The sequence below is a fragment of the Kosakonia sp. WA-90 genome (assembly GCF_039871955.1).
GTDB classification, from domain to species: Bacteria; Pseudomonadota; Gammaproteobacteria; order Enterobacterales; family Enterobacteriaceae; genus Kosakonia; species Kosakonia oryzendophytica.
In genome coordinates, this window is record NZ_JBDPLJ010000004.1 from 20,140 (window position 1) to 40,154 (window position 20,015).

At 53.3% G+C, this 20,015-nt stretch carries 14 protein-coding genes and 1 pseudogene; 5 read left to right on the forward strand and 10 right to left on the reverse strand.

Translation table 11 applies throughout. The features are described from left to right. Position 1: 1 nt before the first annotated feature. The 5 genes from ABGA49_RS08990 to ABGA49_RS09010 form a co-directional block, all read right to left on the reverse strand. Positions 2–889, reverse strand: coding sequence for a carbohydrate ABC transporter permease (locus ABGA49_RS08990; protein WP_061498025.1), 888 nt, complete (start codon positions 887–889; stop codon positions 2–4). Further along, positions 879–1,751, reverse strand: coding sequence for a sugar ABC transporter permease (locus tag ABGA49_RS08995; protein WP_061498023.1), 873 nt, complete (start codon positions 1,749–1,751; stop codon positions 879–881). Before ABGA49_RS08995 ends, ABGA49_RS08990 begins: the two co-directional genes overlap by 11 nt. A gap of 194 nt (positions 1,752–1,945) precedes the next feature. Continuing rightward, on the reverse strand, positions 1,946–3,043 hold the full coding sequence (locus ABGA49_RS09000; protein WP_088237315.1) for a reverse transcriptase family protein: 1,098 nt from the start codon (positions 3,041–3,043) through the stop codon (positions 1,946–1,948). 151 nt (positions 3,044–3,194) lie between these two features. After that, on the reverse strand, positions 3,195–5,297 hold the full coding sequence (locus ABGA49_RS09005) for a retron Eco8 family effector endonuclease (RefSeq protein WP_347665461.1): 2,103 nt from the start codon (positions 5,295–5,297) through the stop codon (positions 3,195–3,197). A gap of 330 nt (positions 5,298–5,627) precedes the next feature. Further along, positions 5,628–7,787, reverse strand: coding sequence for a TonB-dependent siderophore receptor (locus ABGA49_RS09010; protein WP_347665462.1), 2,160 nt, complete (start codon positions 7,785–7,787; stop codon positions 5,628–5,630). A gap of 402 nt (positions 7,788–8,189) precedes the next feature. Here ABGA49_RS09010 and ABGA49_RS09015 point away from each other — a divergent pair, with 402 nt between their 5' ends. The 5 genes from ABGA49_RS09015 to ABGA49_RS09035 are packed head-to-tail and all read left to right on the forward strand — an operon-like array spanning position 8,190 to position 12,956. Beyond that, positions 8,190–9,017, forward strand: a complete 828-nt coding sequence (locus ABGA49_RS09015) for an ABC transporter ATP-binding protein (protein WP_061498020.1) — start codon at positions 8,190–8,192, stop codon at positions 9,015–9,017. A gap of 44 nt (positions 9,018–9,061) precedes the next feature. Next, the gene (locus ABGA49_RS09020; protein ID WP_347665517.1) at positions 9,062–10,039 is read left to right on the forward strand and encodes an iron ABC transporter permease; all 978 of its coding nucleotides are present in this window, start codon (positions 9,062–9,064) and stop codon (positions 10,037–10,039) included. Then, positions 10,036–11,088: an iron ABC transporter permease gene (locus ABGA49_RS09025; RefSeq protein WP_088237320.1), complete on the forward strand. Its 1,053-nt coding sequence runs from the start codon at positions 10,036–10,038 to the stop codon at positions 11,086–11,088. Before ABGA49_RS09020 ends, ABGA49_RS09025 begins: the two co-directional genes overlap by 4 nt. Before the next feature lie 15 nt (positions 11,089–11,103). After that, positions 11,104–12,051, forward strand: a complete 948-nt coding sequence (locus tag ABGA49_RS09030; protein ID WP_061498014.1) for an iron-siderophore ABC transporter substrate-binding protein — start codon at positions 11,104–11,106, stop codon at positions 12,049–12,051. Between the two features lie 11 nt (positions 12,052–12,062). Then, positions 12,063–12,956: a MurR/RpiR family transcriptional regulator gene (locus ABGA49_RS09035; protein ID WP_088237321.1), complete on the forward strand. Its 894-nt coding sequence runs from the start codon at positions 12,063–12,065 to the stop codon at positions 12,954–12,956. On the opposite strand, the pseudogene ABGA49_RS09040 reads toward ABGA49_RS09035, so the two are convergent. The 5 genes and pseudogenes from ABGA49_RS09040 to ABGA49_RS09060 all read right to left on the reverse strand — a co-directional run. After that, positions 12,953–13,066: pseudogene (locus tag ABGA49_RS09040) on the reverse strand (transcriptional regulator); the annotation flags it as partial. The gene ABGA49_RS09035 and the pseudogene ABGA49_RS09040 overlap by 4 nt on opposite strands. A gap of 11 nt (positions 13,067–13,077) precedes the next feature. Further along, positions 13,078–14,247, reverse strand: a complete 1,170-nt coding sequence (locus ABGA49_RS09045; protein ID WP_347665463.1) for a multidrug effflux MFS transporter — start codon at positions 14,245–14,247, stop codon at positions 13,078–13,080. 46 nt (positions 14,248–14,293) lie between these two features. Next, positions 14,294–15,658 (reverse strand): efflux transporter outer membrane subunit, encoded by a 1,365-nt coding sequence (locus ABGA49_RS09050; protein ID WP_347665464.1) that lies wholly within the window; start codon positions 15,656–15,658, stop codon positions 14,294–14,296. Between the two features lie 2 nt (positions 15,659–15,660). After that, complete coding sequence (locus ABGA49_RS09055) at positions 15,661–18,768, reverse strand: efflux RND transporter permease subunit (RefSeq protein WP_088237324.1); 3,108 nt, start codon at positions 18,766–18,768, stop codon at positions 15,661–15,663. Further along, the gene (locus ABGA49_RS09060) at positions 18,768–19,889 is read right to left on the reverse strand and encodes an efflux RND transporter periplasmic adaptor subunit (RefSeq protein WP_061498002.1); all 1,122 of its coding nucleotides are present in this window, start codon (positions 19,887–19,889) and stop codon (positions 18,768–18,770) included. Before ABGA49_RS09060 ends, ABGA49_RS09055 begins: the two co-directional genes overlap by 1 nt. Between the last annotated feature and the right edge of the window lie 126 nt (positions 19,890–20,015).

The following is a 20,015-nucleotide window of genomic DNA, read 5'->3' on the forward strand; positions in this document are numbered from 1 at the left end:
CTTATTTAATGCCGGAGAAGCCAAAGCTCCGGAGAAACTGTTTTTGAAAAGCAATAAACGCCACCATCAGCGGCAGGCAAACCATTAACGTTCCGGCGCTGATCATGCCCCACTGACCGCCGGACTCGGCACCCATGGCGAAAGAGACCAGCCCGACTGTCAGCACTTGTTTGTCCGGATCGTTGAGCATCATCAGCGGCCATAAATACTCGTTCCAGTGGTAGGTAATGCTGACGGTGGCAAAGGCCAGCACTGAGGGCCATGACATGGGCAACATCACGCGGAACAGCACCTGCCACCACCGACACCCCTCCATCAGCGCCGCTTCTTCAATCTCTTTCGGGATGGCGAGAAACGCCTGGCGCATCAGGAAGACGCCGAACGCGGAAGCGAAATAGGGCATCATCACGCCCGTCAGGGTGTTGAGCAGGCCGAAGGTTTTCAGCGTCAGCATGTTGGGGATCATCATCACCACCGGCATGATCATCAGCTGCACCAGGAACAGTACGAACAGGGTCTGCTTGCCGCGAAATTCATGGCAGGCAAAAACGTACCCGGCGGTGGTAATGGTGATGAGCTGCACCGCAAAGGTGCCGAAGGCGAAAATCAGCGTATTGGCGTACAGGCTTAGCCAGTTGGCGCTGGCCCACGCGTCGCGGAAGTTATCCAGCGTCAGCGGCAAGCGCGGCAGAATCGATGCCATCCCCTCGCCAAAGGTGGTGGCGCTGAAGGCGGAAGAGAGCATCCAGATAAACGGGCTGATCCACAGCAGTGCGAGGCAGATCATTAACGCCGCGAGGGTGATCGGGCGTGAGTGGCGCAGACGCAACCACAAAGGACGACTCACGGACGGTGCACGCGGGATGGCGGGTGAAATCTCAACGCTCATAATGTGCTCCTCTCTCAAGCAGTTTCAGGTTAACCAGCGAAAAGATGAACAGGCCCGCCAGCGTCAGGAAGGTCGCGGCGGAGGCTTTGCCAAGATCGTGCGTGTCCCAGGCGAGGTTCTGGATGTAATAGAGCAACACGGTGGTAGCGTTATCCGGCCCACCGCGCGTCATTACGGCCACGTGGTCGATCTGGGTGATGGAGTAAATCAGCGCCGTGGTGATGACAAAACTGATGGTCGGGCGCAGCAGCGGTAGGGTGACCTTGAAGAACACTTGCGTAGCGGTTGCGCCCTCCATCACTGCCGCTTCCCGGGTAGATGCCGGAATGCTTTGTAACCCGGCCAGAAAGAACAGCATGTAGTAGCCAGCAAACTTCCAGACGCCGATCAGCGCCAGGGCGAATAGCGCACTGTTGCTGCGTCCGAGCCAGTTGTTGTTCATCGGGCCAAAAATCTGTGCCAGATAGTGATCGAGCATGCCGAGGCCGGGCATAAAAATGAACAGCCACAACGCCGCGGCGCTGACCATCGGGATAATCATCGGGAAGAAGAAAGCGGTGCGCAGCCAGCGGTTTATGCGGTGGTTTTCCCACAATGCCACCGCCAGTAACAGCGCCAGCGTCACGCCTGGAATAACAGTCAGCAGGATGTAAATCAGGTTGTTGAACAGGGATTGCCAGAAAACGGTGTCTTCCAGCAGACGGGCGAAATTGCCCAGTCCGACATAGGGGGCGTTGTCGCTTGCCATACGGGTGTCGAACAGGCTGTCATACACCGAACGCAGCAGCGGAAACCAGGTGAACAGGGCCAGGAACAGCAGCGATGGCGACAGGATCAACCACGGAAGCCAGTATTTTCTCATAAGCGTTTCAAAGCAAATTTACGGGTTTTGAAAGCCAGAGAGTCTGTGAAAGTAATGCTGCAAAAGGATGGCGTAAAGGTGACTGTTTAATGAACAGGTGTTCATTGGGAGATGAGGTGGGGAAAAAAAAAGGCCCGATGAGCCTTGCATCATCGGGCAATAATATGGAGATGAGAGTAGTAAGCTAATATTTTCTAAATGATATAACGTTCAATTTCTTTTGTTAATTTACTGTATTTTTCAATGTGTTCATCGGCAATGCAGAAGTTTTTTTTATCATGCTGAATTAATGATATTAAAAAAGAACGGTAACCTTTTAGCTTGTTCTGTAGTTGTGTTTCAATATATTTGATAAAAAAAGCATAATCTTTTTTGTAGATAAATTTATGGTTATCGTAGCTTTTTCCAAAATGTTTTTTCATGATCGTTGAAGGGCTTTCTTTTTCTCGTAGTGAATGCAGTATCTTGTGTATTATCTCTGTTTTTTTATTCGAAATGCGAATGTGTCCTGTAGGTTGTTCATAGTTTTGATGTGGAGATTTTCTAAAAATAGGTCTTTCATTTTGGATGACATAACCATTCAGTGATATGGTGTTTTCGCAGGCAATGGTCTTTGTTTTGTTTATCTTGAGATTGATAGTGGACAGTAATATGGCTATCTCAGTTTGAAAGCTTCTGTCATGTAGTACCCTTTTGGTGTTGGCTGAAAATAACATATCATCCGCATAACGAGTATAGATGATGTTTTTCCCTTCACAATATTTTTGAATTAAAATATCAATTGGCCTGAAGATAATGTTTGAAATCACTGGCGATGATGGATATCCGATGGGAAGAACCTGTTTATTTCTGAGTTCCGTGATAGGGAAACTGGCCGATGCTTTATGTGTTATTGCGTCCATGACAATGTTGTAAGGTGAAAATTTATTCCCTTCTTTATCTTGGCTAAATAAACTTTTGGCTAGATTTTCTACAAGGGAAACATCGATGCTATAAAAGAACTTTTTGATATCTAACCTTAAGAAATAATAATTCTTTATATGTGGTGTTAAAAAATCAAGATAGGATTTGTTCTTTACAAAACCACAGGCTGAACTATTCAGTGGGATACGGGAGAAAATAATTTTCGTTAAGGCATGGTTTATGGCCTTATGATTAGTTGAGTCTGAAATGACACAACAAAACTCTTTACCTATCTGGCATTCAGCGGATGTAGGGACGAAAGTATTGAATAAATCTGTATTGCCTTTAAGAATGGTTCTGATAAAAATTTCATTATTAATTAATTTCATTAGTGCTTCAACCCGATACAAAGAACAATGTTACACCGTAGGTGTGCTTTCCAGCGACTAATCACACCTGATGCTAACTAGTCACTCGTGGGCTATGTCAAAAGACAGGAGGGACTAGCCCTCAGATACTCACCTAAGCTTATATCTCCCGTTAACTATCGGGTTGAAGCCTTTGGATAATATCATGAAATTCAGGGAAGTAAAATTTGAATATGGTATTGAAAGATTTTTTTTGTCGTTTGCTTTGAGCTTCAATAAAATCGAGAGCAAAATTGATGAAACTGGTTGCCCAGCCGTCTGTTTTTTTCAATGATTTGTTTTTCATTGAATTCTTCTCAATGTAGGCCATTAATCTTTTGGCTTTCAGACTGGTACGCAGCAGTTTTTCAGGGACCGGTGATCCAGTCTTTATCGCATTCGCATATACTTCAAGGTTGAAAATACTGTAATCCCATAAACTGTCAGTTTTGCCATTAAAGATTACCCTGAAGAAGGTGAGCAGCATTCTTTGATCTAAACTGTTTCGAGTGTTAACACGGCTTTTAATTTTTTTAATATTAACACCTCGCTCCTTTTCAAGCCATTTATAGAATAGCGACGCTGAATTTATATTAATAAGACATCCTTCAAAGGTGTTTTGATTAATATAGAAGTTTTTGAGGAGTAGATATTTTTTTATGGCTGACCGAAAATTCTCTATCATGTCCTCATCAACAAATCGCTGTGTTGTTTCGTTTATAGACACCTTGCTGTCGATAACATCGATGATCGATTTTATATTTTTTGCTATTTCAATATATTTTGGGTTATAACCTAAAGAATATTTTCTGAAATCCTTTTCAAGGATAGGCTTTTTGAGGCTGTAATAGTTACCGTTTTTTTCTGTGCTAAGTGTATAGTTACCGGGAGTTCCGGTTATTTTCCATGCTTTATCGGCATCGAAAAGAAATAAATAGGGTATAGAGCTATTTGCGTAAGATGGATTGACCCTTTCACCAATAATGTTGCTGCTACTTTTATAAACATCGATTTCATTTAAGTTTGGAAAGTGCTGTGCTAATTTTGCATTACCGAATACTTCTTGCTCTGTTTCTCCCTCAACGAATAGAATGAATTTACTGAAATACAGGCGTGCTTCATTATCGCTAAAGATATTAATGAAACTTTCATTGTTAAATGTCGAATTGAGATAGTCGATATGAGTGGTGCTTTGTCTGTTTTTTCTAAAAAATAAAATAGATTGCTTATCGCGAAAGCTTTTAATGATCTCTTTAACAATGTTCGACGAATGAGTCGACATGATTATTTTAGGATTGGGAGTCTTGCCAGCTATAGCTTTGTAAGCGTAAGAACGATAAATTTCCTTAATCAACATTTCGTTCATTTTTGGATGCAGGCCTAATTCTGGTTCATCAATAAAGACAAAGGGGGTAATGTATTCTCGTTTCGCTATTGTGATAAGAATATTAAGAAAGGTTTTTATAAAGTGGAAAGAGTTAGTGCCATCTGATTGATATATAAGTTCGTTCTCTTCAATTTCAAACTTATACCCTTTAAGACCCGCTTTGATATAGGAAAGTATTTTCTCTTTTTGTGTGCTTTTCTGCGTTTTTAGGATTGTGTTTAACTCCTCTATATATTTCTTGTAGGAGTGTTCAGAATCAGTGTTTATAGCTTTATCGAAAAATTCTATTACTGTGCTGTTATTTGTCTTTGATAAATTAAAAGACTTTAGTCGTGCGACCAGATCCCATAAACTGTCCCAGTCATGAAGATTCATATGCCGTGGTTCAATATGAAAAAAAGGATAAAGATATAAAATTAAATCTCGCGTTTGCTTATCTTTCGTAGACCAATGTATTGAATTATCACTGTAAATATGAAGCGTTAACGTAAAAAAAGTTGGATTTTTATTGTAGCGGGAGGCACTGAAGAACCCCCTCATATGAGCCGGGATAAGCTTTCTTAAAATATAATTGAAATATTTATTCCCTGAGTTTTTTCTAGCTATTCTATAAATCCTGGTGGTGTCGTAGGTGAGCGTAATCGCCCCTTTGTACGAATAGTTCGAATGTAGTTTAGGTGGCAGACTTTCCTTTCCATCTAGAGTGTCATAGAAAAATTTAACTAATTTTAGTAGGTTGGATTTTCCTGCGTTGTTCTTGCCAACGATGCAATTAATGTCTTTTATTTGATCGATCTTTATTGAGTCAAAGGATAGAAGGTTAGTTATTTCGATAGACTTTATTGTCATCGGTCGTCTCTTAATAATATTTAAAATTCACTGTTTATCTTTGAATTGGGGAAGTCCGGCTTTCGCTTTCGCTGCTTGAGATACGCTACCGCCCTCAGAGATAGCCTCTGATCGCAGAATGGTGGGATGTGTTACCTATCCTGACAAGATAATTTTCAAAATCAAGTACCGAGAAAGAGTAGTAAGCAAAGGGTAATATTTCTGTGGTAACAGGAGAGGATGTTCTTAACGCGATAGAGTGGTGATAGCGCTGTTGAGGCTGCTGTCTATAGATAGTAAAAAAAGCCCCGCATCATGCGGGGCAATCTCTGACACGCTTCATGGGTGATATCAGAAATCCATCTTCACCGTAAATTGCACTTCGCGTGGGGCGCCAATCTGGTTACCCAGATTATTGGTGGCGATAGACGAGGTGTAGTAGGTCTTATCGAAGAGGTTTTTCAGGTTAACCTGTAAGGTCACCGGGTATTGCAGCTTCATTTTGTAAGCGGCAAACGCATCGGCAACAACGTAGCCCGGCAGGTAGTAATCTGCGCCGTTGGTGGCTGAACGGCGGCTTACACCGTGGCCACCGCCGCCAAGGGTCAACGTATTGCCGGCAAACACATTATGAATGTCGTACGTCAGGAACAATGAACCGGTGTGGCGCGGAACGTTCGGCAGCGGTTTCCCTGCGTAATCCGGGTCTTCCAGCACTTTGGCTGCGGTGTAGCTGTAGCTGGCGATCACATTCATGTTCGGCGTCAGCGAACCGGCCAGATCCATTTCCACACCCTGCGAGCGTACGCGACCGGCGGTTTTCGCTACCGTTTCATTACCCACGATCTCGCTATACAGCACGTTGCGCTTATGGATATCAAATGCGGTGATATTGGCGGTAACGCCGTTGAACAGATCAAATTTTGCGCCAACTTCGTAAGATGTTGATGTCTCCGGCGGCAGATCGCCGATATAGCTGGCAATAGACGACTGCGGCATAAACGCTTTCGCCACGTTGCCGAACAGCGAAACCGACGGCGTCAGCTTGTACACCAGACCGAATTTCGGCGTCCATTTCTCGTCGCTGCTGTCGGTGTTGACGTTGAACGGGCGGCCCTTGCCCGCATACTGCGTGTAGTACTGATAACGCATCCCGGCTACCGCTATCCATTTGTCCGTCAGGTACAGCGCATCCTGTGCATAGGCGGAGTAACTCTCCTGTTGAATGGTCTGATCGCTGTCGGACGCCGAAACCGATGTACACTTGCTGGCCTTGCCGTAGGTCGGGTTGTAAATATTGAAATCTTTGACATTTTTACAGCGGATCATGTCGGTACGCAGCAGATCGTAATATTCATACGATACCCCCGTCAGGATCTCATTGTAGAAGCCGCCGATATCCACATTCCCTTGCAGATCCGCCCGCGTGCTGTGCATGCGCTGGGTTGAGCCCTGGGTTGCGTCCACGCGGCGGGTCAGGTTGCCGGTTTTTGCATCGTAGGCCATCACGCGCGACTGGTTATCGCTGTACTTATCCTGGCTGTAACCGTACTCGACTTTCCCGGTCCATGCGCTGTTGAAGCGGTACTCGGCATTTAATTGCGCGATATCGGATTCGCCATCGGTGATGTTAAAAGGTTCATCAAAACGGGTTTTCCTGTCGACATTCACTGCCTGTTTGGTGGTGAGATCGAAGAGGGTGCCGCGATCAAACGGTGTTTGATAATCGCGGTGTGAATACATCACGTTGACGGTGGCGTTATCACCAAACCAGGTCAGCGACGGCGCAATAAAGGTGCTCTTTTCCTTGCCGAAATTGCGCCAGTAATCCTCATTCTGGTACTCGCCAATCAGACGATACGCCAGCCGCGTTCCGTCAATCGGGCCGGTGACGTCAAACTGCCCGGTGCCGCCGCCAAAACTGGACGAAGTGGCGGAGATCGTGCCGCCAAAGGTAGTTTCCGGGCGTTTCGTGACAACATTGATAAGCCCGCCGGGATCGAGGATGCCATACAGCGTGGAAGCCGGGCCTTTCAGCACTTCCACACGCGATGTAGCGGCATTAAAGCTGCGTGGCACCACGGTGCGTAGGCCGTTGGTCATAATGGAGCCGTCACGGTTGGCACCAAATCCCCGGCGGACAAACGCATCCTGCGTACCGCCGAGCGTGTTGGTCTGCACCACGTTACTGACGTTATACAGCGCTTCATCGAGGCTGGTTGCGTGTTGGTCTTCCAGCACTTCATCGCTCACCGTGTTGACCACCTGCGGGATATCCAGCATCGGCATTGAGGTTAGTGTAGCGGTGGAGGTATTCAGCGGTTGGTAGCCGGATGTCGCCTGTTTATCGGCGGAAGAGGCATCTGCCAGCACCGTAAGCGTATCGCCGTCGCTGGTCTGATCGATTTTGGTCGCCGCGTGTGTAAAAGGGGTGAAGACCGATCCCAAAACGATCGCGGAGAACAGCGCGCGACCTTTCGGCCCGGTAATACAACGAGTTAACTCAGCCATGTAATCTACTTTCCCGAAAGGATCCTGCGAGCCATGCAGGAGTGAACGTATTTTTAGTCATTGCTCTTTTGCACCTGTCTACCCGTTAGCCGCTGCTTCGGCGTCGGATATGTAATTGAGAATCATTCAATCATGGTGTTTTGTAGTAGTAAATGGAAAAAGTGAGAATTTCGCTACAGCACTTCGTTGCGCCAGATCAGCCGATTTAAAGCCACTCTGTTAATGTGTAAATAATTGAATATAAAAATATAATATTAAAAATGTCAGATGGGGTTCTGTTGTAGTGACAGCCCTGTAAACGTTGCGGGTTTATCTCCTTATCAGGCTTGACTACTACAGTGGCAAACGGCAATATCGAAAAGAGAATGATATTTATTTTTATTTGTAAGGGTAGCGCGCGTCATGCCACAGTCAGTGGAAAATCTAACCGCAGAGCAAGGGATCGTACTGGACGCGTTATCCGCGGGCTATCACCAACAGGTTATCGTCGACAATATCAGCCTGGCCCTCCCAGCCGGGAAGATGACCGTGCTGGTGGGGGCGAACGGTTCGGGCAAATCCACGCTGCTTGGCACGATTGCCCGCATGCTGAAACCGCTTGGCGGCAGCGTGCTGCTTGATGGCAAAGCCATTCATCAACAGCCAACCAAAGCCGTCTCCCGGCAGTTAGGTATTCTGCCGCAGTCGCCAATTGTGCCGGAAGGATTGACCGTGTTTGAGCTGGTGTCGCGCGGGCGTTTTCCATGGCAGAGCTTTATGCGCCAGTGGTCGGAAGACGATGAGCTGGCAGTGCAGGAAGCGCTCAATCTTACCGGGACCGCCGGGTTTGCCCATCAACCCGTCGACAGCCTCTCCGGCGGGCAACGTCAGCGCTGCTGGATCGCGATGGCGCTGGCGCAGCAAACGCCGGTGATCCTGCTGGATGAACCCACCACCTTTCTCGATCTGCGCTACCAGGTAGAGATCCTCGAACTGCTGCATTCACTGACGCGCCATCATCACCGGACAGTCGTGGTGGTATTGCATGATCTTAATTTTGCAGTGAACTACGCCGACACGTTGGTGTTCCTCAAACAGGGGCGCTTACAGGGCGTGCTCCACGAAGGGGATCCCTGCACGCCAGAGCTGATCAAAAACGTCTTTGACGTTGACGTGCAGATGTCGGTGAACCCGCTAACCGGAAAACCCTTCTTTATGCCTTTCCGCAAACCTTATGGAGACGGCGCGTGAGCGCTGTGCCGCTTGTCGCCCGCCGCCGTGCCGGGCGTACGGGGATGACGTTTGTCGTGTTACTGCTGCTGTTGCTGGCGGCGGGTATTGCGCATTTGGGGCTGGGGGCGCGTTATATAGCGCCGCCTGCGGTTATCCGGGCGCTGGTGGATTTTGATGCCCGTAATTTCGATCATTGCGTGATCGTCAGTCTGCGCTTGTTGCGTCTGGTGGCAGCACTGTTTACCGGCGCGGCGCTGGGTGTCGCCGGGGCGCTGTTGCAGTCAGTGATCCGCAACCCATTGGGCGAACCGCATATCCTTGGCCTCAATGCTGGCGCGGCGCTGGCCGTGGTGGCGACCACTGCGCTGGGCGTCAGTCTTGGGGATTCCCCTTTCAGCCGCCCGCTGATTGCCGCAGGCGGTGCCGCGGCGCTCTTCTCGCTGGTGATGGCTCTCTCTGCGGCGGGGCGTGCGGGGTTTACGCCGATGAAAGTGACGCTCTGCGGCGTGGCGCTGTCAACGTTTGCCTCCTCCATAACTGCGGCGCTCCTGATCTTTGATGAACAGACGTTGTTGAGCATGCGCACCTGGCTGGCGGGGGATCTCGCCGGGTTGAACTGGGCGTTGATTCAGCCTGCAGCTTTTGCTGCGCTGGCCGGGTTTGTGTTGGCTCTCTGGCTGTCGCCATCGCTGAATATGCTGGCGCTGGGCGATAGCATGGCGCGTGGCCTGGGGGTGTCGCTGGTGCGCACCCGCGTGCTGTCGCTGCTGGCTATTGCGCTGCTGTGCGGTGCGGCGGTGTCGGTAGCCGGTCCCATCGGTTTTATCGGTCTGGTGGTGCCTCATATGGTGCGTCGGTTTGCCGGGGACGATTTGCGCGCCGTGGTGCCGCTGTCGGCGCTGGGGGGCGCGTTACTGTTATTACTGGCGGATATCGCTGCCCGGATGTTGCTGTCACCGCAGGAACTGGCGACTGGCGTGATGACCGCGTTGGTCGGTGCGCCGCTGTTTATTGTGCTGGCGGCGAGGTTTTTTAAATGAAGGGAAGGCTTCACCACACCGGGTTGTATGGTGTGCGTATCGGCGGTTTTTCCCGTTTGTTACGCCCACACGCGCTGCGTTGGCTTGCCGGGCTTGGTGTTCTGGCGCTGGTGCTGCTGCTCTGTGGTGTCACGCAAGGTTCGTTGCCCGTGCCGGCATCGGCAATAGGTCGCGCGCTGTTTTACTCTGCAACGCTTAGCGCAGAGCAGCAGTATGTGGTGTGGGATATTCGTTTGCCCCGGGTGCTGATGGCGCTGTTATGCGGCGCGATGCTCGGTATGGCAGGGGCAGCGATGCAGTCGATAACCCGCAACGGCCTGGCGGATCCGGGGCTGATTGGCGTGAAAGAGGGGGCCAGCGTGGTGGTATTAACGCTGGTGCTTGCGTTCCCTGCGGTAGGGTTGGTGTGGCGTCCGCTGGCGGGTATGGCGGGCGGTCTGCTGGCGGCAGGACTGGTTATGGGACTGGCGAGGGATGTCTCGCGCCCGCGTTTTGTCTTGCTGGGGATTGGCGTCTCCTGGACCTTTGCTGCCGGTATCGGCGTGTTTATGACCACCGCCGATGTGCGCGATGTGCAAACCGCGATGATGTGGCTGGCGGGAAGTCTGCATGCCGCCACCTGGCCGCTGCTGGTGGTCGCGTTGTGCTGGGCGCTACCTGCAATAGTGATCCTGCTGTTAACGGCGCGCGGCGCTGATGTGGCGTTGCTGGGAAAGCAGGCGGCAACCGGTCTTGGCGTCCGCCTGGCGCGACTTGAATTGCTACGCATTACTGCCCCGGTGTTGCTGACCGCTGCCACGGTTTCTTGCGTCGGCAGTATGGGATTTGTCGGCCTGATTGCCCCGCATATGGCGCGTTTTCTGCTACGCGGCGGCCAGCGCGCGTTGCTGTGGGGCAGCGCGATGCTGGGCGGGTTGCTGGTGTTGCTGGCGGATTTGCTCGGTCGGCTGGCCTTTGCGCCATTGCAAATTCCCGCCGGGATTGTGATTTCACTGGTCGGCGGACCATTTTTCCTGTTGCTGCTGTGGCAGCGGCGGGATCGTTTATAGATCCTGAGGAGCCGTATGCGCGTACTTTTTTCACTTTTGCTGCTGGTAGGGTTAAGCGTCAGCGCCGCACAACCCTCGCAGGCTTTTACCGACGATCTGGGCCGTGTGGTAACCGTGCCACTGCACCCAACGCGGATTGTTTCTTTGCACGATCTCGACATCACCATCCCGCTGATCGAACTGGGTGTCCCGCCGGTGGCCAGTCACGGGCGTACGCGGCCGGACGGAACGCATACGCTGCGCTCCAGTGCCATGTTGACCGGCGTCGACTTTGATAACGCTGACATAAAATTTATCGGCTCGACGGATATTGATATTGAAGCGGTTGCTGCGGCGAAGCCGGATTTGATCATTACCGAACCCAGCCGTAATACGCCGGTCGAGCAACTGGAGAAAATTGCCCCGACGGTGAGCATCGATCATCTGGAAGGCGGCGCGCCGCAGATTTACCGCAAACTGGCACAACTGACCGGCACGCAGGCCAGGCTGGCGATCCTTGAGCGTCGTTACCAGGCGCAGATCGCGGCGCTGAAACAAACCATCGATACCCGTAATATTACCGTGTCGGTTATCCAGGCGAATAACGGCAAAATCAATGCCATGCACAGTTACCACTCTCTGGGACGCGTATTGCGCGATGCCGGTTTCCGTTTCCCGCCGCTGATCGATAGCATCCCTGATGGCGGTCGCATTGACGTCAGTGCGGAGCGCCTGCCGGAGCTGGACGCGGATTTTGTGTTTGCCACCTGGCGCGGAGATACCGGCGGTAAACCGCAAGATGAGATTGCGGCGATGGATGCCGTGATGCCGGGCTGGTGCGATTTTCTTCATGCCTGCCGTAGCGGCCGCTATGTGCTGATCTCACGTGAAGAGGCGATCTCCAACTCCTTTGCCTCGCTAAGCCTGATGGTGGCGCAGGTGCAGTCGCAGATTGCCGGGCGGCCGCTGCCAGTGACGAAATAAGGGCAACCAGCATGCTGAACACCAAAAAAGCCAAAGGCCGCGTGGATGTCTACGGTGAGCGCTTTCGGGCGCGGGCGCATACGCTGTCGCCGCGCTTGCAGGCCGTCGCGCGTTATATCAATGAAAACCGGGAAGGGGTGCTGGAGCATACCGCCATTGAAATCGCGGCGGCGACGCAGACCTCCGATGCGACGGTGGTACGCGCGATTCAGGCGCTGGGTTTTGCCGGGCTACGGGATTTAAAGCAGACGCTGGAGCACTGGTTTGGCCCGGCTATCTCATCCGCCGAGAAGATGACCACCACGGTAAATGCGCTCTCCTGTGATGTGAATTCCGGGATCGATTTTGTGCTGGAAGGGCATCAACACACCTGTGACATCCTCTCCGCGCCGGATAACCGCTACGCCATTGCTCAGGCTGTCGCCTTACTGGTTGAGGCGCGTCAGGTGGCGATTTTCGGTATCGGCGCATCGGGCATTCTGGCGGAATATAGCGCCCGGTTGTTCAGCCGTATCGGGCTGCCTGCCACGCCGCTTAACCGGACGGGGATCGCCTTGTCGGAGCAGCTCATCAACCTGCAACGCGGTGATGTGATGATCATGATGGCGCAGAAATCGGCGCATCGCGAAGGGTTAACCACCCTGAAAGAGACGCGGCGGCTGGGCATTCCGGTTATTTTACTGACCAATGCTGTGGATTCGCGCTTTAGCCAGGAGGCGGATGTGGTGATCCACGTGCCGCGTGGCGGCGAGAAGGGCAAAATTCCGCTGCACGGCACGGTATTGCTGTGCCTGGAGATGATCATCCTGTCGGTGGCGTCCGCCACCTCACAACGGGCCATTAAAACGGTGAAACGCATTAATGAGTTTCACCGTGGGTTAAAACCGGGTGGAAAGAAGGGCTAGGTACAGGAAATACACATCAGCGGCGACAGGCCAAAACGTGTAGCTAATTTCTTGATGTGATTGATGTTGAGCTGTCGCTCGCCGTTCAACACTCTTGAGACCATGGATTTCCACCAATTTATCATTGTCTCTTGCTACGCTGCCGCCCGCCAATATGGATCACCATTGCAGCGCTGTAAGCCAGCACAATGGCGATACTCATTTTCCACATTGCTTCACCACCGAGCCCGGAAAACGGTGTGGCGATGCCGCCAAAAACAAACATCAACATCCCCAGCAGCGCCGAGGCGGTACCTGAATGGCGAGCATCGACGCTGTTCATCGCCGCCGAACCGGCAATGGTCGAAATACCGCTATTGACCGCAACGGTGAAAAACAGCCCCACCAGCGCCAGCACCGCCATATTGAGCCAGGCAAAAACGGCAGTCATCAACGCCAGCAGCACCGCCAGTGCCAGACCGTTTTTTAACAGCGTCACGCCGCTGATATGCCGCGCCAAACGGGCGAAAATCAACGCGGAAAGAATCATCCCCACGCCGTTAATGCCAAACACCAGGCTGAACTGGATTGGCGTCAGACCGTATTCGTTTTGCAGGACAAACGACGAGGAACCGATATACGAGAACAACCCGGCCAGCATAAACGCCTGTATAAAGCAGAAGGTGGAAAACTGCCTGTTTTTCAGCACGATGAGCGACGTTATCAGCAAACTTTCACTGTGGCTTCTCTCCTGCAAGGTCTCCGTTAGCAGCAGTGTGGCGCAGAGCACCAGTACCACGCCGATGATCGCCATGGTCCAGAACAGCGCGCGCCAGTGCAGCAACGACGTGATATACCCGCCGAGTATGGGAGAGACAATAGGGGCGATGCCGGTAATGGTCATCAGCAGGGCGAAAAACTGCGTCAGCTGCGTGCCTTGATACTTATCACGTGCAATGGCGCGGGAGAGGACGGAGCCGCCCGCGCCCGCAATCCCCTGAACAAAGCGCCAGAAAATCAATCCGTGTATAGCCTGTGTGCTGGCGCACAGTACCGACGACACGATAAACAGCAGCAGCGACAGCAACAGCGGGCGCTTGCGCCCCATCCTGTCACTTAACGGGCCGAAAAAGAGCTGCCCAAGGCCCAGTCCAATCAATGACGCCGTCAGTGAGAGTTGGGTTAAGGTGTTGGTGGTGTCCATTTGCCGGGTAATATCCGGCAGGGCGGGCAGATAGAGGTCGGTGCAAATGGGCCCGATGGCCGTCAGCATGCCGAGTACGATGGCATACGCAGGGGATATCCGTGACATAACAAACTCCGAAAAGAGTGCGCCGGAAAAACCCGGCGCAAAACCATTAACGCACGCCGCCGCCCAGTGATTGCCAGAGGGTCACACGGTTTTCCAGATCGGTTTGCTGCAATGAAATCAGTGACGCCTGCGCCGTCCACAATGCGCGCTGTGCGGTCAGCACGGACAGGTAATCGCCGGTGCCGGCAGTGTACTGACGCCGGGCGATATCCAGCGATTTCTGCTCTGCCGCTGTGTACTGGCGCTGTGCATCAAGCTGTTCATTCAGCGTTTCACGACGGGCCAGCGCATCGGCAACATCTTTAAACGCGCTCTGAATGGTTTTCTCGTAAGTGGCGATCAACCCTTTCTTCTCCGCTTCCGCATAGCGCAGCTCTGCCGTATTTTTGCCGCCGGTAAACAGCGGCAGGGAGATGGACGGCGCAAATGACCATACCTTCATGCCGTGGCTAAACAGGGAGGAGAGCGAGTCACTGCCCACGCCTGCGCTGGCGGTCAGTGAGATGGTCGGGAAGAAGTTTGCCCGAGCAGCGCCAATATTGGCATTGGCGCTCAGCAGATTGTGTTCCGCTTCCTGAATATCCGGGCGGCGTAGCAGAACGGAAGACGAGACGCCCGCGGGTGTCAGGGTGATGCTGTTATCCGCCAGGCTTTCCAGCGTTCCCGGCAGCAGTGAGTCTGCCACGGTGTCACCTGCCAGCAGATTGAGGGCGTTTTTATCCTGCGCCACTTGCGTCTGATAACTGGCGACGCTGGCGCGCGCCTGTTGGAATACCGCCATGGCATCGGCAATATCGCTCGCCGCTGCTACGCCAACCTGCTGTTTTCGTTTGACGATATTCAGCGAGTTTTGCGCACTTTCCATTGTCTGTTTGGCCAGCGCAAGATTACTGTTATCCGCCGCCAGGGTTATCCAGGCGGTGGTGATTTCCGCCACCAGACTGAGACGGGTGTTCTGCGCGGTATATTCACTGGCAAGCCAGGTTTCACGCTCAGCACGGGTCAGACTCTGGTTACGGCCGAACAGGTCCAGCTCAAAACTGGACACCGCGCCATCCGCTTCGGCGCTATTGGTCAGGCCGCTGGCAACAGTCCGGCTGCGGGTATTGCTCAGCTCGGCATTGACCGTCGGGAACAATGCTGAGCGGTCTTCCGCATACAGGGCGCGGGCTGCATCAATATCCGCAATCGCTTTTTGCACATCGCGGTTTTTGGTCAGCGAGTCGCTGACCACCTGTTTCAGGCGCTTATCGTTAACAATTTGCTGCCAGTCGGTGGCCACGGCTTGCGCCTGGCCGCTGCTCCCCGGTAGCGTCGCGGGGATCGGTACCTGCGGGCGCTCATAGGTCGGGTCTAACGAGACGCAACCGGCGCTCAACAGGGCCAGAAAAAGAACACTGATACGCAACATAATTACTCCTGACGTGCGCGTTTACCGGCGAACAATTTTTTCACCAGTACAAAGAACAGAGGAACAAAGAAGATGGCCAGCAGCGTTGCCGTTAACGTCCCGCCGATAATGCCGGTGCCGATGGCGACGCGACTGTTTGCTCCGGCGCCCGTCGCCACTGCCAGCGGCATCACCCCGGCGATAAACGCCAGTGAGGTCATCATGATCGGGCGCAGACGTGTACGTGCGGCGCGCAGTGCAGCGCGTGACAAGGAACTGCCTTGCTGCACCGCCGCTTCGGCGAACTCCACAATCAGGATGGCGTTTTTTGACGACAGGCCGATGGTGGTCAGCAGTGCCACCTGGAAGTACACGTCGTTACTCAGTCCGCGCATCCACGCGGCAAGCGCAGCACCCAGTACACCCAGCGGGATCACCAGGATCACCGAAATCGGCACTGACCAGCTTTCATACAGTGCCGCCAGGCAGAGGAAGACCACCATAATCGAGATGGCGTACAGGCTCATGGCCTGGCCACTGGCGAGTTTTTCCTGCAATGAAAGACCGCTCCATGCCCAGGTTGTCCCCGCGGGCAAGCTGTCGGCCAGGTTTTCCATTTTGGTCATCGCCACGCCGGAGCTGAAGCCGGTAGCGTTTTCGCCCTGGATCTCATAGGCCGCTGAACCGTTGTAACGCACCAGCCTTTCCGGGCCGAACTCCCAGTGCGTGGTGGCGAAAGCAGAGAACGGCGTCATGTCATTGTTGCTGCCGCGGACATACCATTTATTGAGATCGGACGGTGCGGAGCGCGAGTCGCTGTCGCCCTGGATATAGACCTTTTTCACACGGCCACGGTCAGTAAAGTCATTCACGTAGGTGCCGCCCCAGGCGCTGGAGAGCGTATCGCTGACATCGCTCAGCGACAGGCCCAATGCCACGGCTTTATTGCTGTCGATATCCACCTGCAACTGCGGCATTTGCGGCAGGTCATTAGCGCGCACGGCGTGCAGTTCCACGCTCTGGTTCGCGCTGCCCAGCAACTGGTTACGGTACTTCAGCAACTGGTCACGATCGGTACCGCCGCTGGCCAGCAGTTCAAAGGTGAAACCGTTACTTTGACCCAGACCATCCACAGATGGCGGCGTCATGGCGAAGATGCTGGCATCGCGGATGCTGCTCAATTCGCGGCTGGCGCGTAACGCAATGGCCTGTGCGGTGTTTTCCGATCCCGCGCGCTGGGACCAGTTTTTCAACGAGACGAAGGCCATCCCGGCGTTCTGCCCGCTACCGCTGAAGCTAAAGCCGGTAACGGTAAAGATCGCTTCGGTGTTGGCTTTCTCTTTATTCAGGAACCAGTCGGTGACCTGGCTGGCGACCTCTTCAGTGCGGTTTGCCGTCGCGCCCGCTGGCAGAGTGAACTGCACCATGATTTCGCCCTGATCTTCCGTGGGCAGGAAGCTGCCGGGCAGTCGCCACATGACAAACGCCATTGCTGCGCAGAGTACCGCGTAAGTGCCAATGACCGTCACCGCGCGGCGCAAAACGTGCATAACACCGTGCTGGTATTGGTGTTCGGTATGGTTGTAGAAGCGGTTGAAGCCGCCAAAGAAACCTTTTTTATGCGGTACGCTGTGTTGCATCACCGCGCCGCACAGCGCGGGTGTCAGCGTCAGCGCCACCACCACTGACAGCGCCATCGCCGAGATGATGGTGACCGAGAACTGACGGTAAATCACCCCGGTCGAGCCGCCAAAGAAGGCCATCGGCAAGAATACAGCGGAGAGCACCAGCGCAATCGCAATCAGCGCGCCGGAGATTTCACCCATCGACTTGATGGTTGCTTCGCGGGCGGGCAGGCCTTCGTCGCGCATAATACGCTCGACGTTTTCCACCACCACGATGGCGTCATCCACCAGGAGCCCTATCGCCAGCACCATGGCGAAAAGCGTCAGGGTGTTAATGGAGTAACCAAACAGCGCCAGCACGCCAAACGTACCCAGCAGCACCACCGGCACCGCCAGCGCCGGAATCAGCGTAGCGCGGATATTTTGCAGAAACAGGTACATCACACAGACCACCAGCACGATGGCTTCGATCAGCGTTTTAACCACGTCTTCGACGGAGATTTTGATGAATTCCGTGCTGTCTTTCGGGTACGCCACGTCATAACCCTGCGGCATGCTATGGCGATACTCGGCGATTTTGTCCTTGACCCGCGTGGCGGTATCCAGCGCGTTAGCGCCCGGCGCCAGCATCACCGCCAGACCGGCCGCAGGGTGGCCGTTCAGTTTGGCAATGGCATTGTAGTCTTCACTGCCCATTTCGACGCGGGCGACATCTTTCACGCGCACTACCGCACCGCTGCTTTCACTCTTGATGATGATGTTCTGGAACTGCGCCACCGTTTGCAGGCGTGACTGGGCGCGTACGGTGGCGGTTAACTGCTGACTGCTGGACGATGGCAGTGCACCAATTTTACCGGCGGAGACCTGTACGTTCTGCGCTTCAATGGCGGACTGTACATCCGACGGCATCAGCGAGTAGGAGGCCAGTTTGTTCGGATCCATCCAGATGCGCATCGCGTATTCCGCGCCGAACACTTGCAGGCTACCGACGCCGTTCACGCGGGCCAGCGGATCCTGCATGTTACTGACCAGCCAGTCGGCAATGTCGGAACTGGTAGCACGATCGGTTTTATCGTACAACCCCATGATCAACAGGAAGTTGCTCTGGGATTTCACGACCGTCACTCCGGACTGGGTCACTTCGGTCGGCAAACGGGATTCCGCCTGCTGCACTTTGTTTTGCACCTGAACCTGGGCGGTATCCGGGTCGGTTCCCTGCTCAAAGGTAACGGTGATATCCACTTCGCCATCCGAACTGCTGGTGGAGGAGAAGTAGAGCAGGTTATCCAGCCCGGTGAGTTGCTGCTCGATCACCTGCGTGACGCTGTTTTCCAGCGTCTGCGCCGACGCACCGGTATAGGTGGCGCTGATTTTGATTGCTGGCGGCGCAACATCCGGATACTGCGCTACGGGCAGCGTGCGGATCGCCAGAATACCGGCCATCATGATCAGAATGGCGATCACCCAGGCAAAAACCGGGCGACGCACAAAGAAGCTGGAGAACATCAGGCTTTTCCTCCGTTCGCTTCCTGGACCTCAACGGCTTTTACCGTTGAGCCGGCGGCAACTTTATCGGTGCCTTCCACGATCAGCTTGTCACCGCTTTGCAGGCCGCTCACCACCAGCCATTTATTGCCATAGGTGTCGCGGGTTTCGAGGGTGCGTTGTTCCACTTTGTTCTGTGCGTTGACCACCAGTGCGGTGGCGTTGCCTTTGGCGTCGCGAGTGACCCCTTGCTGTGGCGCGAGGATCGCGTTGTTCATCACCCCTTCTTCCACGCGAGCGCGAACAAACATCCCCGGCAGCAGTTGATGATGCGGGTTCGGGAACACAGCGCGCAGGGTGACGGAACCGGTCGCTTCATCAACGGCGACTTCGGTCAGCGCTAAACGCCCTTTTTCACTGTAGGTGCTGCCATCTTCCAGCGTTAACGTGACGCTCAGGGTATTGCTGTCGCTGGCGAGCGCTTGTCGGCGCAAACGCAGAAGATCAACGCTTGAGCGGGTGAGATCGACGTACATGCTGTCCAGCCCGCGCACGGTTGCCAGTGCCGTGGTTTGCTCCGCCGTTACCAGCGCACCAGGCGTCACGGAAGAGATACCAATACGTCCGGCAATCGGTGAGGTGACGGTAGTCCAGTTCAGATTGATGCGTGCGGTTTCCAGTGCGGCTTTTTTCGAGGCCACGCTGGCGCGATCCTGTGCGCAGGTGGATTGCGCATCGTCGGCATCCTGGCGTGAAACACCATCCTCTTTCACCAATTGCGCATAACGGGTCGCTTTCTGGCAGTCAGACGTTACCAGCGCTTGCGCTTGCTTCAGCGCAGCGTCGGCCTCATCAAACGCCGCGCGGTAGCTGGAAGGATCGATCTGGTAAAGTGCCTGCCCGGCCTTTACCGTATCGCCTTCCGTAAACAGGCGTTTCTGGATAATGCCGCCAACCTGCGGGCGGACTTCAGCGGACAACGAGGCAGATGTGCGGCCAGTCAACTGGCTGGCGATCGCGAGCGGCTGGCTTTTTAACGTCACTACGCCGACTTCCTGGACCGGTTGTTGTGCAGGCGGGGTGGCATTATCGCAACCAACAAGGGCGAGGGCGGCCACTAACGTTGTTTTTATTAACTTCATTTCTCTTTTTCCTGGCATGAGCGAAGCCTGCCCGTTTTTTTAAACAGGATAAGGCGCAGGCGGATGTGCTATATATTGGATATAGCAATATGTAGGTTAAGGTTTATATTCCCTTATTTTTTGAAT

What these genes read in the sequence shown, in the direction of transcription:
- ABGA49_RS09060 (WP_061498002.1), bottom strand. Translation starts at nt 19,889, where the DNA reads ATGAAGTTAATAAAAACAACGTTAGTGGCCGCCCTCGCCCTTGTTGGT.
- ABGA49_RS09005 (WP_347665461.1), bottom strand. Translation starts at nt 5,297, where the DNA reads ATGACAATAAAGTCTATCGAAATAACTAACCTTCTATCCTTTGACTCA.
- ABGA49_RS09000 (WP_088237315.1), bottom strand. Translation starts at nt 3,043, where the DNA reads ATGAAATTAATTAATAATGAAATTTTTATCAGAACCATTCTTAAAGGC.
- ABGA49_RS09035 (WP_088237321.1), top strand. Translation starts at nt 12,063, where the DNA reads ATGCTGAACACCAAAAAAGCCAAAGGCCGCGTGGATGTCTACGGTGAG.
- ABGA49_RS09015 (WP_061498020.1), top strand. Translation starts at nt 8,190, where the DNA reads ATGCCACAGTCAGTGGAAAATCTAACCGCAGAGCAAGGGATCGTACTG.
- ABGA49_RS09030 (WP_061498014.1), top strand. Translation starts at nt 11,104, where the DNA reads ATGCGCGTACTTTTTTCACTTTTGCTGCTGGTAGGGTTAAGCGTCAGC.
- ABGA49_RS09010 (WP_347665462.1), bottom strand. Translation starts at nt 7,787, where the DNA reads ATGGCTGAGTTAACTCGTTGTATTACCGGGCCGAAAGGTCGCGCGCTG.
- ABGA49_RS09045 (WP_347665463.1), bottom strand. Translation starts at nt 14,247, where the DNA reads ATGTCACGGATATCCCCTGCGTATGCCATCGTACTCGGCATGCTGACG.
- ABGA49_RS08990 (WP_061498025.1), bottom strand. Translation starts at nt 889, where the DNA reads ATGAGCGTTGAGATTTCACCCGCCATCCCGCGTGCACCGTCCGTGAGT.
- ABGA49_RS09025 (WP_088237320.1), top strand. Translation starts at nt 10,036, where the DNA reads ATGAAGGGAAGGCTTCACCACACCGGGTTGTATGGTGTGCGTATCGGC.
- ABGA49_RS09050 (WP_347665464.1), bottom strand. Translation starts at nt 15,658, where the DNA reads ATGTTGCGTATCAGTGTTCTTTTTCTGGCCCTGTTGAGCGCCGGTTGC.
- ABGA49_RS09020 (WP_347665517.1), top strand. Translation starts at nt 9,062, where the DNA reads ATGACGTTTGTCGTGTTACTGCTGCTGTTGCTGGCGGCGGGTATTGCG.
- ABGA49_RS08995 (WP_061498023.1), bottom strand. Translation starts at nt 1,751, where the DNA reads ATGAGAAAATACTGGCTTCCGTGGTTGATCCTGTCGCCATCGCTGCTG.
- ABGA49_RS09055 (WP_088237324.1), bottom strand. Translation starts at nt 18,768, where the DNA reads ATGTTCTCCAGCTTCTTTGTGCGTCGCCCGGTTTTTGCCTGGGTGATC.